Annotated in this window: 16 protein-coding genes; 1 reads left to right on the top strand and 15 read right to left on the bottom strand. The window is 44.2% G+C overall.

What is annotated here, in order from left to right; translation table 11 throughout:
- Positions 1-277: 277 nt before the first annotated feature.
- The 13 genes from recA to H0Z23_RS03690 all read right to left on the bottom strand — a co-directional run bounded on the left by recA (position 278) and on the right by H0Z23_RS03690 (position 12,543).
- On the bottom strand, positions 278-1,408 hold the full coding sequence (recA, locus tag H0Z23_RS03750) for a recombinase RecA (RefSeq protein ID WP_296867627.1): 1,131 nt from the start codon (positions 1,406-1,408) through the stop codon (positions 278-280).
- A 2-nt stretch (positions 1,409-1,410) separates the two neighbouring features.
- Positions 1,411-2,001, bottom strand: coding sequence for an RNA 2',3'-cyclic phosphodiesterase (thpR, locus tag H0Z23_RS03745; protein WP_296867626.1), 591 nt, complete (start codon positions 1,999-2,001; stop codon positions 1,411-1,413).
- A complete protein-coding gene (locus H0Z23_RS03740) occupies positions 1,985-3,208 on the bottom strand; it encodes a CinA family nicotinamide mononucleotide deamidase-related protein (protein WP_296867625.1) in 1,224 nt (407 codons plus the stop codon). The genes thpR and H0Z23_RS03740 overlap by 17 nt, the downstream gene beginning before the upstream one ends.
- A gap of 31 nt (positions 3,209-3,239) precedes the next feature.
- Complete coding sequence (locus H0Z23_RS03735; protein ID WP_296867624.1) at positions 3,240-3,689, bottom strand: phosphatidylglycerophosphatase A; 450 nt, start codon at positions 3,687-3,689, stop codon at positions 3,240-3,242.
- On the bottom strand, positions 3,679-4,992 hold the full coding sequence (rimO, locus tag H0Z23_RS03730) for a 30S ribosomal protein S12 methylthiotransferase RimO (protein ID WP_296867623.1): 1,314 nt from the start codon (positions 4,990-4,992) through the stop codon (positions 3,679-3,681). Before rimO ends, H0Z23_RS03735 begins: the two co-directional genes overlap by 11 nt.
- 7 nt (positions 4,993-4,999) lie before the next feature.
- A complete protein-coding gene (locus H0Z23_RS03725) occupies positions 5,000-5,881 on the bottom strand; it encodes a RodZ domain-containing protein (protein ID WP_296867622.1) in 882 nt (293 codons plus the stop codon).
- Positions 5,871-6,575 carry a ribulose-phosphate 3-epimerase gene (rpe, locus tag H0Z23_RS03720; RefSeq protein WP_296867621.1) on the bottom strand — a complete coding sequence of 235 codons (705 nt, stop codon included), beginning with the start codon at positions 6,573-6,575 and terminating at the stop codon, positions 5,871-5,873. The genes H0Z23_RS03725 and rpe overlap by 11 nt, the downstream gene beginning before the upstream one ends.
- On the bottom strand, positions 6,554-7,657 hold the full coding sequence (locus H0Z23_RS03715) for a PASTA domain-containing protein (protein WP_296867620.1): 1,104 nt from the start codon (positions 7,655-7,657) through the stop codon (positions 6,554-6,556). Before H0Z23_RS03715 ends, rpe begins: the two co-directional genes overlap by 22 nt.
- An 11-nt stretch (positions 7,658-7,668) precedes the next feature.
- On the bottom strand, positions 7,669-8,991 hold the full coding sequence (locus tag H0Z23_RS03710) for a transcription antitermination factor NusB (protein WP_296867619.1): 1,323 nt from the start codon (positions 8,989-8,991) through the stop codon (positions 7,669-7,671).
- Positions 8,991-9,683, bottom strand: a complete 693-nt coding sequence (locus H0Z23_RS03705; RefSeq protein ID WP_296867618.1) for a DUF6391 domain-containing protein — start codon at positions 9,681-9,683, stop codon at positions 8,991-8,993. Before H0Z23_RS03705 ends, H0Z23_RS03710 begins: the two co-directional genes overlap by 1 nt.
- Before the next feature lie 140 nt (positions 9,684-9,823).
- The gene (locus H0Z23_RS03700; RefSeq protein WP_296867631.1) at positions 9,824-10,516 is read right to left on the bottom strand and encodes a zinc metallopeptidase; all 693 of its coding nucleotides are present in this window, start codon (positions 10,514-10,516) and stop codon (positions 9,824-9,826) included.
- An 86-nt stretch (positions 10,517-10,602) separates the two neighbouring features.
- Positions 10,603-11,733: a DegT/DnrJ/EryC1/StrS aminotransferase family protein gene (locus H0Z23_RS03695; RefSeq protein WP_296867617.1), complete on the bottom strand. Its 1,131-nt coding sequence runs from the start codon at positions 11,731-11,733 to the stop codon at positions 10,603-10,605.
- Between the two features lie 156 nt (positions 11,734-11,889).
- Positions 11,890-12,543 (bottom strand): GntR family transcriptional regulator, encoded by a 654-nt coding sequence (locus tag H0Z23_RS03690; protein ID WP_296867630.1) that lies wholly within the window; start codon positions 12,541-12,543, stop codon positions 11,890-11,892.
- Positions 12,544-12,678: 135 nt separating this feature from the next.
- Here H0Z23_RS03690 and H0Z23_RS03685 point away from each other — a divergent pair, with 135 nt between their 5' ends.
- Positions 12,679-12,903 carry a hypothetical protein gene (locus tag H0Z23_RS03685; protein WP_296867616.1) on the top strand — a complete coding sequence of 75 codons (225 nt, stop codon included), beginning with the start codon at positions 12,679-12,681 and terminating at the stop codon, positions 12,901-12,903.
- A gap of 31 nt (positions 12,904-12,934) precedes the next feature.
- On the opposite strand, the gene H0Z23_RS03680 is transcribed toward H0Z23_RS03685, so the two are convergent.
- Positions 12,935-13,450, bottom strand: a complete 516-nt coding sequence (locus tag H0Z23_RS03680; RefSeq protein WP_296867615.1) for a citrate lyase holo-[acyl-carrier protein] synthase — start codon at positions 13,448-13,450, stop codon at positions 12,935-12,937.
- Between the two features lie 3 nt (positions 13,451-13,453).
- Complete coding sequence (locus H0Z23_RS03675) at positions 13,454-14,803, bottom strand: PLP-dependent aminotransferase family protein (RefSeq protein WP_296867614.1); 1,350 nt, start codon at positions 14,801-14,803, stop codon at positions 13,454-13,456.
- Between the last annotated feature and the right edge of the window lie 57 nt (positions 14,804-14,860).

Raw genomic sequence — 14,860 nt, 5'->3', positions numbered from 1 at the left:
CACCCTTCTGCCTATATTCCACTGTCAAGTTGCTCCACCTCGCCGCAGCCGTTCCCGCGAGGCGAAGGTAATAATAACCGGCATTACAAAAACTGTCAACACCTTCAAATAGACAGACTATTTCTGAAATTTATACTGGAGGTTTCCATTTGTTTACAAAAAAGTAGTCGAGCTTATTTATGTTATGCTTGGTGCGGGCTTTTAATCTCTCTTGCGATACAACAGGCAGGGTTTATAAATCACTCCTGCCTGTTGTATTATTTATCCAATTATCTATTTAATTATCTCCCTCGACATCGAGCTCTAAGATCCCCTCCTCAATGTCCAGATCCTCCACCGCGAGAGGCTCGTCTTTTTCCTTCTCCTCTTCATGAGGAGCTATAATAAATCCGCCACTTTGGGCCATTTTCCCCTTCACTTCTCTGGTTAACTCTGCCATCAACTCTGGATTATTTTTCAGATATGTAGCAACATTATCCTTGCCTTGCCCCAGAGTTTCCCCTTTATAAGAAAGCCAAGAGCCCCGTTTTGAGACAATCTCCATGTCTAGGGCCATGTCCAAAACAGACATTTCCTCAGGTATGCCCCTCCCATATATTAAAGATGCATGGGCCGTTTTAAAAGGAGGAGCTTGCTTGTTCTTAACTACCTTTATCCAGAGCTCGTGCCCAATGGTCTCTTCGCCTTTAGTCAAGGCCTTCCCTCTTTTAACTTCTATACGCACCGAGCTATAAAACTTAAGGGCTCTTCCACCTGTAGTGGTCTCCTGTGGTCCTCCATATCCCATCGTAGATATTTTAGCTCTCAACTGATTTATAAATATGACAATACAGTTACTCTTGGATATAGCAGACGTTAGGCGCCTCAAAGCATACGACATAAGCCTTGCCTGAAGCCCCACCTGACTGTCTCCAATTCTGCCATCAATTTCCGCCTGAGGCGTCAGTGCAGCTACAGAGTCTACCACAATCACATCCACAGCGCTGCTGCGAACCAATGTCTCAAGTATATATAGCGCCTGTTCTCCACTGTCTGGCTGTGAGACATACAAAGAATCAACTTTAACCCCCATAGCATTTGCCAAACGAGGGTCAAGGGCATGTTCTGCATCTATGAAGGCAGCTATACCCCCTGCCTTTTGGGCTTCCGCTATAGCATGAAGAGCTAGCGTAGTCTTACCGCTACCCTCCGGCCCAAAAATTTCTATTATTCTCCCCCTGGGGTATCCCCCTATTCCAAGAGCTAAATCTAACGACAAAACCCCCGATGGGATAACGTCTACATCAGAAGTCTTTTCCTCACCTAGGCACATAATAGCCCCTTCACCAAATTTACTCTTGATATCTCTCAAAGCTAAATCCAGCACATCTTCCCTCGTTACTTCTTTTTTCTGTTTAGCCTTGGCCACTATCAACTCACCTCCGGTTGATTAAGATGATACTTTGCTATAGGAGTATATATGGAACCTGTGCGTTTAAGCTCGCTTTTCATCAAAGTCACACCATTAACTTTCCAACTAAGTTGTCCTAAATCATGATCACTTATGGTTCTTATCAAATCCACAGGGACATCCGATGGAGATTTTACTCTGGCTATGGTTACGTGAGGATGAAAGGGTCTGTGCTCTCTTTCCAACCCTACAACTTCTGCAGCACCTTCAACTACCTCCACAATCCTTACAAGCTGATCTTCCTCTCCCCCAATCCCTAACCACAGAACTCTAGGTTCCCTAAGCCCTGGGAAGGCCCCAACACCTGCTATTTCCAAATCAAAAGGGCCTATTGTCTCCCTTGCAAAGGCATCTTGAAGGGCGTTTTCAAGCTTGATAACCTTGCTCAAGCTTATCTCTCCGCAGAACTTTAAGGTTATGTGCAAGCCTTCCCATGAAACCCATTTAAGTCTCGGTGCTAATATTTTTAGCTCGTCAATCCACCGGCTTATTTTCTTTCTAATTTTTTCTTCTAACTCGACACAGATAAAACACCTAACAACCTCCACCATACTCCCTCCTAATGGCTCGCCAAAGCTTCTCAAGCCCAAAAGCTACAGCCCAACTCCTTATGTTGGAGCGATCGCCAAAAAACTTCCTTTCAAAAGTTTCCACTCCTTTAGGAGTTGCTATGGCAAAACACACAGTGCCAACAGGTTTTTCAGCTGTACCCCCATCAGGCCCCGCAATGCCTGTAACAGAAAGGGCAAAAGAGGAACCAAAAAGAGCCTTTGCTCCCAAAGCCATTGCTCTAGCACACTGGCAACTTACAGCCCCGTATTTTATTATAATTTCCTCAGGAACGTTTAATATTTCTTTTTTAGAGTTATTGCTGTAACAAACCACTTCCCCTAAAAAGATTCTAGATGCACCGGGGACCTCAGTAAGAGCAGCTCCCAAAAGCCCACCTGTGCAAGATTCGGCAAATGACACTGTCTTGTGCTTTTTTTCTGCCTCAATCAAAACCGCCTCAGCCAAACTAGAAGCTCCTTGGGGCAAAATATCTTCCGGTATCAAACTTTGCACATAATCTACCGCGCCTGTCACAACCTCTGGCTTACCCCACAGAGACAGAGTAACACAGTTTGGTGAAGGTAGAATAGATAATTTTACTCCCTCAAAATCCAAGAGGCCCTTGACCTTATCTTTCAACGTACTCTCAGGCCAGCCAACAACCTTAATAACCTCTCTCACGTTCTCCCCTCTTGAGAGAAATGGCAACAAGCTCTCCTCCGCAATGGCCTTAAACTCCCTTGGGACTCCTGGTAAGGCAAAAATATGGGTGCCTTTATGATTGGCTTTAAAAGCCAAAGCTGAGCCTAGGGGGTTATAAATGCCTTCCGCTCCTTCTGGTATCATAGCCTGTTTACCCTTGGACATTTCCACAGCTCCCCTTATAGGGCCAGAATACCTCGCAAGTATGGGCGTATACAGGTCTTCCCTCAACATCAAAGGACTCCCCAAAAGCTTAGCAATAGCCTCTCTCGTTAAATCGTCATGAGTAGGCCCAAGCCCTCCAGAAAGAACGATAAGGCTCACCTTTCCAACCCATTGTTCTAAGTCTGATACTATAGCTTCAACTTCATCTGGCAAAACTTGAATAACCACAACTTCCCAGCCTATTTCTGAGAGTTTTCCAGCAAGCCAAGCACAATTGCCTTCTCTACCAATTCCAGCCAAAAGTTCATCCCCTACAGCAAAAAGGGCTGCCTTCTTCACGGGTTAAGCCTTCCTCCTTTTCGCTCTATTCTTATCCTGACAATGCAGGCAAAAATATCCAAAAGATTCCCCTAACCAACAAGTTGGCATATAGACCTGCGACAACATCGTCCGCCATAACACCTACCCCTCCAGGAAGCTTTTCTGCAGCATTCACAGGAAAGGGCTTTAATATGTCAAACACCCTGAAAAGAAATAACGCAGCAAAGGCAGCCCCTGGGGAAAAGCCAAAGAAGGCTATCCAGCTTCCTACTACTTCATCTATAACTACCTCCCCAGGGTCAAGATTTCCCCGTTCCTTTATATACCTATCAGCAGCAAAGACGCCCAACAAAAACACTCCAGCAATTATCCAAAGATTAACAGGATATATTATGTAAATCAAAAAGGCCACAAAGGAAGCGAGAGTGCCAGGCATGGACGTGAGGCAACCTAAACCAAAGCACGTAGAAACAACAGAATACCAGGACTCAATCTTCACGCTCTACTGCCTCCCCCGCCATATCATGTTCGTAAACCTCTTTTATTTTCACCTTCACAAAGCTCCCAGGTTGGAGGTTTTTATCAGATGCAATCTCAACCAAGCCATCCACTTCCGGAGCATCCCTATAAGTCCTTCCCCACGCTTTCTTGCCATCTTCTTCAACTTTATCCTCCACCAATGCCTCCAACGTTTTTCCTACGAATCTCTGTTGCCTCCTATAGGATATCTCAGACTGAAGTTCCAAGATCTCAGAAGCTCTCCGTTCCCTCACAGAAACAGGCACTTGCTCGGGCATTAACGCCGCCTTTGCACCTTCTTCTTCGTAAAAAGTAAAAACTCCAACACGATCCAATTGGATTTCCTCTATAAAATCCAAAACCTTACTATGATGCTCTTCCGTTTCACCGGGAAACCCTGCCATAAAAGTAGTCCTTAAGGTGAAATCCGGATCTAGCTCCCTCGCCACTTCAAAGGGCATTCTCAGATCTTTTTCTGAAAAAGCGCCCCTGTTCATCTTGGCTAATATTTCAGGGTCTACATGTTGAAGTGGCATATCAAGGTAATTTAGGAAAACATCGCTTGAAACTACCGCTGAAATAATATCTCTATTGACTCTGGCAGGGTGAAGATAAAGCAAGCGAAACCAAATTTTCGAACCACTAAACTTATCGTTCAGAACTTCTATCAACCTCAACAAATGGGATTTCCCGTCCCAGTCCATCCCATAGGCAGTCAAGTCTTGTCCAACAAGGCATATCTCACGGGCGCCTTGCTCTACCAAAAACTCTGCTCTGCTAAGTATCTCGTTCACTGCAAAACTTCGTAAAGGACCTCTTATGGAAGGTATCATGCAGTAAGAACAATTGTTACTGCAACCTTCGCTTATTTTAAGATATCTGCTCCATACAGAGTGACCTGGAAGCACTTCCTGGAAAGCTTCTCCTGCGGAACTTCCCATATCGGCTAGCAAGGCCTCCCATTGTCCAGCCTCAGCCCAAAAATCTACCATGGGCAACTCTTTTTTTAATTCTTCTCCATATCTATTCAGAAGGCAACCCACTACCCCTATTTTCTCCAAAGAGTAAGCTCTTTTCAGTTCCTCTAAATCCAGGATAGCATCTATACTCTCTTCTACTGCAGGTTGAATAAAACCACAGGTATTTACTATGGCTATTTGAGCATCTTCCATCTTCTCTACAAGAGAAAATCCTGCTCCTTTGAGCACTCCTGCCAAAGTCTCACTATCAACCTGATTTTTTGCGCATCCAAGGCTCAAAATGAATACTTTCTTCTCAGTCATCTCACATCTACATCCTTCTCATAGTTCCATCAGGGAGGTATTCGTAAGTTACTACCTCGCCTTTTTGTCCTATCTTTTCCTTCAGCTCTCCATTCCAAAGATTCTGGACCGCACCAGCATTACCATACCTTATGTTAACAGGGATATCGACTAGGACGTCCTTCTTTTGTCCCTTCTTAAGGGTTCCCTGAAAAATCACTTTTTCCCCTTTAGTTATCCTAATCCAGCAAGGTCCATCAAACTTCATGGTTAAAAGCTTTTCCTGCTTTACCGGATCCTTTTGTCGGTCCTGTTTTTTCTCTACCACTTCGACGTTAGGCTCAACTTGCTCTGTTTCTATTTCCTGCGGTAACGAAGCCTCTTCAGCGTTTACACTTTTAGACACAACCATATCATCTGAAGAGGCGATATCTGCTACGGGAGTAACGGATTTGGCCGTTGAACTATTTTTCTGTTCTAACACCAATTTGGATTTCATCCTGATCTGTTCCCTTTCCTGCCAAACCATAAAGCCCGAGGCCACTAGTAAAATAAGCAAAGCGCTATAGATCCACCACCTTGATGGTTTTCTGAAGCGCTTCTGTGGAGGCATGTAATCGACCATTTTTTCTAAATTTTTGTTTTCACGCTCTGCCGCAAGGGAATTTAGCAACTTCTCATATTCAGAATAAAGCCCTTCAGCATTTATGGCTTTGAGATATGTTTTTATAAATCCTTTGACATAGATTATTCCTGAAAGGATCTTAAGATTCCCTTCCTCTATAGCTTCTAGAAAGGCCTTTCGTATCTTGGTTTTCTTGTTTATATCATCAAGAGTCAGCCCCAAAGATTCCCGTTTCTCTCTTACTCTTTCACCAAGCTCTGCAGCAACCTTTCTCTCATCTTCCACTTCTTTTCGCCTCCACAGCTATTTTTTTTAACAGCCTAGCCGTATCAGATGGCGACGAAGCTTTGAAAATCGTGCTGCCCGCCACCACCACGTCGCAGCCTGCCTTCACCACCTCTCCAACATTTTGAGGCGTCACTCCCCCATCCACCTCTATGAGATAGTCAAAGGATCCGGCTTTCTTCCAGCACGACAAGGCTTTGACTTTTGACAAAACTTGAGGGATGAAGGACTGCCCCCCAAAACCTGGATTCACCGACATCACAAGCACAAGTCCTACCATCGGGAGCACAGGCTTCAACCACTCCACAGGTGTAGCTGGATTAATACTCACCCCGGGGATACAGCCTCTTGCTCTTATCATCTCAATTAACCTATGCAAGTGAGGAGCCACTTCCACATGTACAGTTAATATATCGGTCCCTGCCTCAGCGAAGACATCTATAAACTGCTCCGGGTTTTCAACCATTAGATGGGTATCTAAAGTCACTTCTGGCCACTCTTGCCTCATCCTCCTAACTAGATCGGGGCCATAAGAAAGGTTCGGAACAAAATGGCCATCCATTATATCTACATGGAGCAAATCGTATTCTCCCGAAAGGCCCTCCACCGCCTCGGCCATCCTCAATGGATTTGCCGAAAGCACAGAAGGAGCTATTAGCACTTCTCCATCATTTATCGATAACGATCTTGCCATACGAACTGTCCTCCTAGATAAATAGTCACTGCTGCATCTCCCACAAAGGGTGCATCAATAGATATATATTCTCCAGAATTAACTTGCCTTTTCAAAATCGTCTTGACTCCCTTTTTGTCAATGAGCTCAATTTTCAATTCCATAGGTTTCGCCAACGGAGGAACCTGATACCTAATCTTTGCAATCTTTGTAGATTCTTTAGATTCTTGGCCAGAAGGGCTCCCTGTAGATGTTGCGCTTGTAGGCGCACCAGCACTTTCTTCTTCTTTTTCAACTTTTGAAGGTTTGCTGTTAGATACAACACTTTCAATTTTTTCTGGCTCTTTCTTAGGCTCCTTTAGTACGGTCTTCTTCTCAGGAGTACTTGGCTTTTTTGAAGTCGCCACATAAAGGACAACAGAGCTACCTTCAGCAACCTCCACTCCTGGCCTTGGAGCCATATCCATAACCATGCCCGGAGGAGTTAAAAGGGTGTAACGAAACTTGACCGCACCAACCCTAAGTCCGCTTTGTCCCAAAATTTGTCTTGCAATTTTTTCGCTTCTATCTAAAACATTAGGGACCTTAACCTTGCCATCGACCCGGCTTGGCCCAAGGCTAACCAACAAGTCAATAGGCTTATTCTGTGGCACCAACGCCGGAGCCGCAGGGCTTTGGGCAATGACAACACCAGCTGGTCTTGCGTTACTATGAATTCTCACTATTTCTCCTACAACAAACCCCTTTTCTTTAAGCAAGGTCACACACTGGCCATACTCCATACCTCTCACGTCTGGCAGAGGTAGCCTTGCCCCTCCACGACTCACTTTCAGTATTACAATTTGCCCCTTTTTTACCATGCTTCCGGCTTTGGGCCACTGTTCGACAATAGTGCCCTCTGGCTGCACAGAATCAACTTCGTCTATTCTCAGCTTTATTCCCTTTCCCTCTATGAGCGAAGCCGCATCAGCAACTTTCATTCCCTCTAAGTTTGGAACCGCTGCATCCCTGAATCCCCAAAAAACTGAGTAAATGGCGAAAGCCCCTGAACCTATTATTACCAAAATAGTTACAAGCAAGGCTATTTTTACAATACTGCGCATTACTTAACCTCCTAAGGGCGTTTTTTAAGAACTGCCATATAAAACCCATCAACCCATGGCAAAGCTGGCCAAATATAATACCCCCAAGGCCTGCCGCGTCTCGCATAATCATATGGTCTACTCAACGGAATTTCAACTACACCAGACACCTTCCCTGCAGCCTCACCCACCACCAATTCATTTTCAGCTCTAAGCAAACTACATGTTGAATAGACTACTTTACCTCCAGGCTTCACCATCTCAAGAGCCCTACAAAGCATGGAGCCCTGCAACGCAGAAAGATGCTCAAGCTTATCTTTATTCTGACGCATTTTCCCATCTGGATGTCTCGCCCAGGTTCCGCTGCCACTGCAAGGAACATCTACAAAGACCAAAGAAGGCCTTTCGTCTGGTTCAAGCTCAAGAGCATTTCCTCTCTTAAGAACAATGGATCTCTTCTTTAATTTAAGTCTTTCTAATTCTCTTTCCGCTGCACTTATTCTCCCTTGAGACAACTCCCAGGCCTCTATGGGAGCATCTCCTAAAATTTGGGCAATTTGCGTTGTCTTTATTCCCCTTCCACAACACATATCAAGGATTAGCCCCCCTTCGTAATTCGACGCAACAACTTCCGCCACCATCATAGAAGACTCAGTTTGGGGTGTCACCAATCCTTCGCTGTAACCATATAGGTTAGGGGGAAAAACAGACGAAGCCATCCTCAAGGAGTAATCAATCATAGGAGATTTCCAAACCTTGTATCCCGTCTCCCTTAGTTTAGATACAATTTCATTCTCATCTGCACCTGGAGAGACTCTCAAGGAAACATAAGCTCTCATCGTCATGAGTTTCAAAAGTTGCCTAGCTTCCTTCCTTCCCCAATTATCGCTCAAACTGGTCCCCACCCAATAGGGGACTCCGCACGCAAGGCACAAATCCTTCAGCTGAGGACTGCTTAAATATTTCTTAAGATCCTTTCGCGCTTCTCTTGCTGCTCTCCTAAGAACGGCATTGACCACAGGAACCTCTTTTCTGAATCCGTTCTTTTTCACAAACTCAACCAAAGCATTCACCAACGAAGCCACAGGGAACTTACGCAACTCTGCTATGCCCGCAATACCTAAAACCACAGCATCTCCTGCTGCCGGAGAAAACTCCCTAAGCGGCCGCCCCGAATATTTCTTCGCCAAGTGCTTCCAGAAAATAGCCCTACGCATAGCCCCATACACCAATGAAGCAGCTAAAATCCTGTCTCCTTCAGGAAGATCATGAGATTTTTTCCTCAAAACTTCGCTGGCAAAAGAACCTTCGTTTATTTTCCTCCAAACAGCAAGGGCCGCTTCTATACCTCTCATTAATCCAAAACCTCCACCTTTAAAGGTTCACCTAATGTCCGAGTCCTTATAAATATCTCTCCCGGCACCAAAAACCTCATACTCCACACGCCAATCTCCCTAGGCTTAACTTCCGCTCCGGCTATAACTATGTCATCAACTTCCGCTAAAGTGGTAATATGGGCTTGAGCCAATCGGCTCATATAAGGCCCTAACAACCATGAAACTGAGATGGCTAACAAAACAGTCCATAACCCAAGGCTATCAGTAGCTATGAGAGCTAAAATAAAGATCAAGGAAGACAAAGTGTTGACAACCACTATAGTGGTGCCACACCTTGCATGTATAGCTAAACCCTTCTCGCCTCTTTTTAACCTAGCCAAGGCCTCTGATGCCGCAGATAGGGCAATTGCAGGTGAAACTGGCCCATTTACAGAAAAACCCTCTTCCGTAGATATACCAGAAAGCATATCTATTCCATATCTTTCTTCTATAACATTAATGGTGGCATGTTCAAGGGCATGGTTTTTCCTGACTTTCTTGTTAGACATAACCTTAAAAAGCTCTTTAGGACCTATAAAGAGCCAAACTAAAGATTTTGCCGCAAAACCTAGGGGAATAAGGATAAAAAGGAGCAGAGCAAAACCCAAAAATAAAACACCTAACCAGGGCATAACAAAAAGAAATAAAATCCCAAGAATCAAAAGAGGCATAACTATTTCCTCCTAATCTGAACAAACCAAATACTTTACCAACCCCAAAGGAACATAATAGGGTGACATCCGCCACCCTATTATACTATCACCATTCATAGGAGCATAACGCAAGAGCAAAAGCGCTATAAACCTTCTCACTAGTCGCTGCGCATCCCCCTCAACATGATCAACCTTAGAAGCTGCATAGCAGCCATAACTGTAGCTGCCACATAAGTAAGAGCAGCAGCATCTAATACCTTCTTCGCTCCATGAAGTTCGTCCTGCGTAAACATACCAGTCCCCGCAAGAACTTTGATTGCCCTGCCACTGGCGTTAAACTCTACAGGCAACGTAACCAAATGAAATACAAGAACCCCAATAAAAAACAAAATCCCTATATCCATCATCGTGGGTGAACCAAACAAAAACCCTATAAAAAACAAGGGAAAAGCCAAACCCGAGCCAAGATTCGCCACTGGCACGACCATGTTCCTTAACCTAAGAGGCGCATATCCATCCATGTCTTGCAAAGCATGTCCTGCCTCATGGGCTGCTATGCCTATAGCCGCTATGCTTGGGCTATTGTATACTCCTTCAGACAGCCGCAACGTCTTAGACCTGGGATCATAGTGATCCGTCAGGTTGCCTGGCACAGGTTCAATTGCCACGTTCCTCAAACCAAAACTATCAAGGATCATGCGGGCTGCTTCCTGCGCCCTAATTCCTCGCGTGGTGGCAACCCTACTGTATTCAGCATAAGCCCCCTTCACCTTCATCTGTGCCCAAAACGCCAAAAAGAGAGCTGGCAAAAGCAATATAATTGTAGGGTCGAAAAAGAATGGGAAAAGCATATAGACACCTCCATTCATAAAAAATCCAAACTCTTCGCTCTGCGTAATTTTACATCACACAGCAAGTTTAGTCAATAAAAGTCAAATTATTTTAAGTAGAATTGCCTAATATTTTCTACTACCCATTCCTGTTCTTCTGGCTTGATCTCAGGAAACATTGGAAGGGCCAGGCTTTCCTTGGAAAGCATCTCCGCTACAGGAAACTGGCCTTGTTTGTACCCAAGGTATTCAAAACACTTTTGCATATGTAGTGGTACTGGATAGTAAACTCTAGTAGTTATGCCTTTGCCTTTCAAAAACTCCTGCAAATCATCTCGTCTCTTGCAACGAACCACATATTGGTGATACGTGTGATGGTTATTTTCTTCAGTCTCAGGCACAGCCACCCACTCTTCTAATCCTTTCTCAGCAATCAACAGATTATAGCGAGCCGCTGCTTTCCTTCTCTCCTCGTTCCAAACCTCAAGATGTTTTAACCTGACTCTTAATATGGCAGCCTGTATGGCATCTAATCTGCTGTTTATGCCTATCTCTTCATGCATGTACTGAGAGCCTGCCCCATGAACTCGAAGTCTAGAAATCCTATCAGCAAGTTTTTCACACCTTGTTACTACCATGCCTCCATCTCCATAAGCACCAAGATTCTTGGTAGGAAAGAAAGAAAAACACGCCAAGTCACCTACCGTACCAGCTTTAACTCCTCTTTCTTCTATAAACCGAACGGCACCAATGGCTTGTGCTGCATCTTCTACCATAGTTTTTCCAGGTGCAACCTTCCTTATCTCCTCCACTTTAGCCATCTGACCAAACAGATGAACAGGAAGAATTACTTTAGTTCTTTCCGATATGGCTTCCTTTATGCCTTCAATGGAAATATTGTATGTCTTGGGATCCACATCCACAAAAACTGGCCTAGCACCCAATCTGGCTATGCAGCTTGCAGTTGCAAAGAAAGTGTATGGTGTAGTTATAACTTCATCTTTTTCCGAGACGTCCAGCGCCATGAGAGCTAAAAGCAGCGCATCAGATCCAGAGGCACAGCCTATGGCATGTTCAACCCCTAAATAAGAAGCTATCTCCGCCTCGAATTTTTCTACCTCCGGACCAAGGATAAAGTGCTGGCTTTCAAGTACTCTCTCTATTGCCTCTGCTATTTCCCCTTTTACTCGCTTAAAATTCCTTTTCAAATCAAAAGAAGGTAACGCTCTTTCTGGCATATAAAGTCCTCCTTTGCAGATCTTGAAATCTAATGATGTTAATTATAGCCTCTTCAAAAGTAATTTTCCCTTCCCTTTTCTACATTTGGCAAAAAAAACGGTGGGAATATTTATTCCCACCATCCTGACCAACCAATCTATATCAGTTTGCAAGAATTATTCTTCAGGTTTTTTGAGATCCAACAAGGATAGCTTCAAATGCTCTCTCATGAGCTCTACAGCTTTAGCTTTATCTCGCATTTTTAGAGCCTTTACTATCTCTTTATGCTGGTCAATACTGGGGTTGTCCTCTATATCGTAGAACGGGTCATAGAACATGACATAAGCATTTGTTCTCGCCAAAATGTTCTCTATATATTCGGACAAAACCCTATTACCGCTGGAATCAGCAATTATTCTGTGAAATTCCTCATTTACCTCCAAATACAGCTCAAGGTTCTTCTCCTCAAACGCCCTTACTTCCTCTGCTATGGTATCCTCAAGCCTGCGGATAGACCTCTCGGTAATATTCTCCGCAGCCAAACCAACTGCCAAGCACTCCAAGGCCTCTCTCACTACGTATGTGTTCTCCATTTCCTTCCTGCTTGGAGATGCCAAACGGGCTCCGCTATTAGGTATTATCATAACGAGACCTTCACTCGCCAGTCTCCTTAACGCCTCTCTCACAGGAGTACGACTGACTCCCATCTCCGCTGCTATATTTACCTCCGGCAATCTTTGGCCAGGCTTCAACTGCTTTGTTATAATTCTGTGTCTAATTTCATGATATACGTAATCTGCCGAGGTAGTATATAATCTTGGCTCTCTAATGACACTCTCCCCCCTTCAATTTAACTTAAGATATTCAACTTGCACGCTTATCAGACATATATTATTTAAGATTTATGATACCATTTTACATACGTGCACACAACAGTTTAAAACGCACATTCGAGGAGGTAAATGATGAGGCTTATAGTTTTAATTCTTTCCATCGCAACTTTAGTTTTTTTCGGCCATGGAATCGCAGGCCTTTGGGGATATTTGGTAGGAAGGCCCGATCCTTTCAGGATAGCATGGGGACTATCTGGAGGCTTTATATGTGCAGTGGCTGCAGTCTACCTGTGGCATCGCTATATAGTCGCACTATTGCATGACGAAAACAAAAAATCTAAAGGAAATGAACCTTAATCGGCTTGGATGCGCCAATATCCACTTCATGCTATTTACCCAACACGGTTACAGCCTCCTCCATAAGCTCAAAAACTTTATCTCTAATTTCCCAAAGATCGTGTCTGCGCGTGCTAGCACACAACTTCCCATCGTCATCGCATATCAGGCATTTTCTTGGAGGGCATTTTATGTCTTTCCTGCTAATTGCACCACTTGCAGTCAGCACATCTATATCCAGTATTCTTCCCCATTCATGAGCTTCCTCTAAATCTATAGCTATGGTTTTGGCCTGAAAAGCATCAATACAAGTGGTTCCTACCAATGCGGCAGGCCCCATCCCATTTTCCAGCAACACTCTCGTAGTAACTTTTCCCCCAATCTTTTCTATCTGGCTCGCATAAACCTCAGAAATTTTCTCAACCAAAAACCTATCTCCCTTTACGCTCTTTGGATAACCAGGAACGTTTAAAGAAACCTGGGCCACCACATCTACTTTAGTAAGCAACCATCTTTGCAACCTATACCTGCCTTCCCGACCTTCTAGAACACGATCAAGTGCGTTCACCTCTTACCTCCATATCCTAGCAAGAACTTTCGCTACTCTTTCAATATCGTTCACACCTAAACTGCTAACAGATAGGCGCACAGAAAAAGTTTCCTTCTTATCTTTGGTAAAAAGTCGTCCAGGTACCACTAATATATCTTCTGAAAGAGCCAAGTCATACATGCGCTCGTCAGAAAAGCCTGGAAGAGTAATCCAAAGGTATATACCTCCCCGCGGCTCTTCCATTATCACTTTAGGCAACTGCTCTTTAAGGGCACGCACCAACTTCTTCATTCTTTTAGATATCTCATTTCTTGCCAAATCGAGACTGTGTTCAAGTAACCCCTCGGACAAAAAGGCAGCAACTACATATTGCACCAACGAGGAAACAGTTCCTGCTGTACAGCCCAAGGCAGAGTGAAATACTTCTTTCAGCTGATTGGGGATCAACACATAACCATGCCTTAAGCCAGGAAAAAGCAATTGGCTGAAAGAACCAAGATAGATAACTTTTTCTGCATTTTCCATGGCTTTCATTGCAGGAACAGACCACGCACCATATCTTAATTCTCCGTAAGCATCATCCTCTATTATCCAAAAACCTCTTTCCTTGGCAAGGCATAAAATATTTCTCCTCGTTTCGTAACCCATGGTTCGACCAGTTGGATTATGGAAACTAGGTATCAAGTAAAGAGCATCTTTTTCCGTCAGCCTGCTGCAAACATCCAGCATGGCCTGGGCATCCATTGGGACAGTTTGGGCTTTTAACTTCAGTTTCGTCAACATGGGGAATATATCAGGATAGGTTAGCTCTTCAACCCAGACGCATTGAGTCGAAACTTCCGCAAGGGACATTAGAGATAAAAATAGGCCTTGTTGCCCTCCGGTAGTCACAACCACATCCTCCCATCTTGCAGGAATTCCTCTAGAAGCTGCATGTCTGACTAAAGCTTTCCTCAATTCCGGCAAGCCTGCCAATGGAGGTGGAGTTAAGGATAGAGCCCCTTTTTCATATATTATGTCCCTGCTTATGGAGCCTAGTTGTTTCCATGGGATCAAATCCACTGATGGGACCCCACTTGCCAGATCCCAGGTCGGCCCCTCTGGTTTGGGCAACTCTAAAGAACGTTTCTTCTTAAAAGCTACAAAGGCCCCTTTTCGCCCTCTCTGCTCTATATATCCATCATCTTCCAGTAGATCATAAGCCAACACTACAGTATTACGGCTGACCCCAAGGGTTCTAGCCAAAGCCCTTGAACCAGGAAGGCGCATGCCTATTTGTAGACTTCCTGACTCTATCATCCTTCGCAAATGATAAGATATTTGCTTATAAAGAGACACCTCAGAGGACCGATCCAACGGAATTTCAAGCACAAAGAAACAGCTCCTCCATAGCACTTTTGTTTTAAAACTTTCAATACGATTATAAAG

The organism is Thermovirga sp., assembly GCF_017656375.1.
Taxonomy (GTDB): Bacteria; Synergistota; Synergistia; order Synergistales; family Thermovirgaceae; genus Thermovirga.
Note: the sequence above shows the minus strand (reverse complement) of the source record. Positions and strands in the feature narration are given on the sequence as shown.

Excerpts from the sequence above, each read along its gene's own strand:
- H0Z23_RS03710 (WP_296867619.1), bottom strand. The coding sequence starts at position 8,991 with ATGAGAGGTATAGAAGCGGCCCTTGCTGTTTGGAGGAAAATAAACGAA.
- H0Z23_RS03685 (WP_296867616.1), top strand. The coding sequence starts at position 12,679 with ATGAGGCTTATAGTTTTAATTCTTTCCATCGCAACTTTAGTTTTTTTC.
- thpR (WP_296867626.1), bottom strand. The coding sequence starts at position 2,001 with ATGGTGGAGGTTGTTAGGTGTTTTATCTGTGTCGAGTTAGAAGAAAAA.
- H0Z23_RS03695 (WP_296867617.1), bottom strand. The coding sequence starts at position 11,733 with ATGCCAGAAAGAGCGTTACCTTCTTTTGATTTGAAAAGGAATTTTAAG.
- H0Z23_RS03700 (WP_296867631.1), bottom strand. The coding sequence starts at position 10,516 with ATGCTTTTCCCATTCTTTTTCGACCCTACAATTATATTGCTTTTGCCA.
- H0Z23_RS03705 (WP_296867618.1), bottom strand. The coding sequence starts at position 9,683 with ATGCCTCTTTTGATTCTTGGGATTTTATTTCTTTTTGTTATGCCCTGG.
- rpe (WP_296867621.1), bottom strand. The coding sequence starts at position 6,575 with ATGGCAAGATCGTTATCGATAAATGATGGAGAAGTGCTAATAGCTCCT.
- rimO (WP_296867623.1), bottom strand. The coding sequence starts at position 4,992 with ATGACTGAGAAGAAAGTATTCATTTTGAGCCTTGGATGCGCAAAAAAT.
- H0Z23_RS03715 (WP_296867620.1), bottom strand. The coding sequence starts at position 7,657 with ATGCGCAGTATTGTAAAAATAGCCTTGCTTGTAACTATTTTGGTAATA.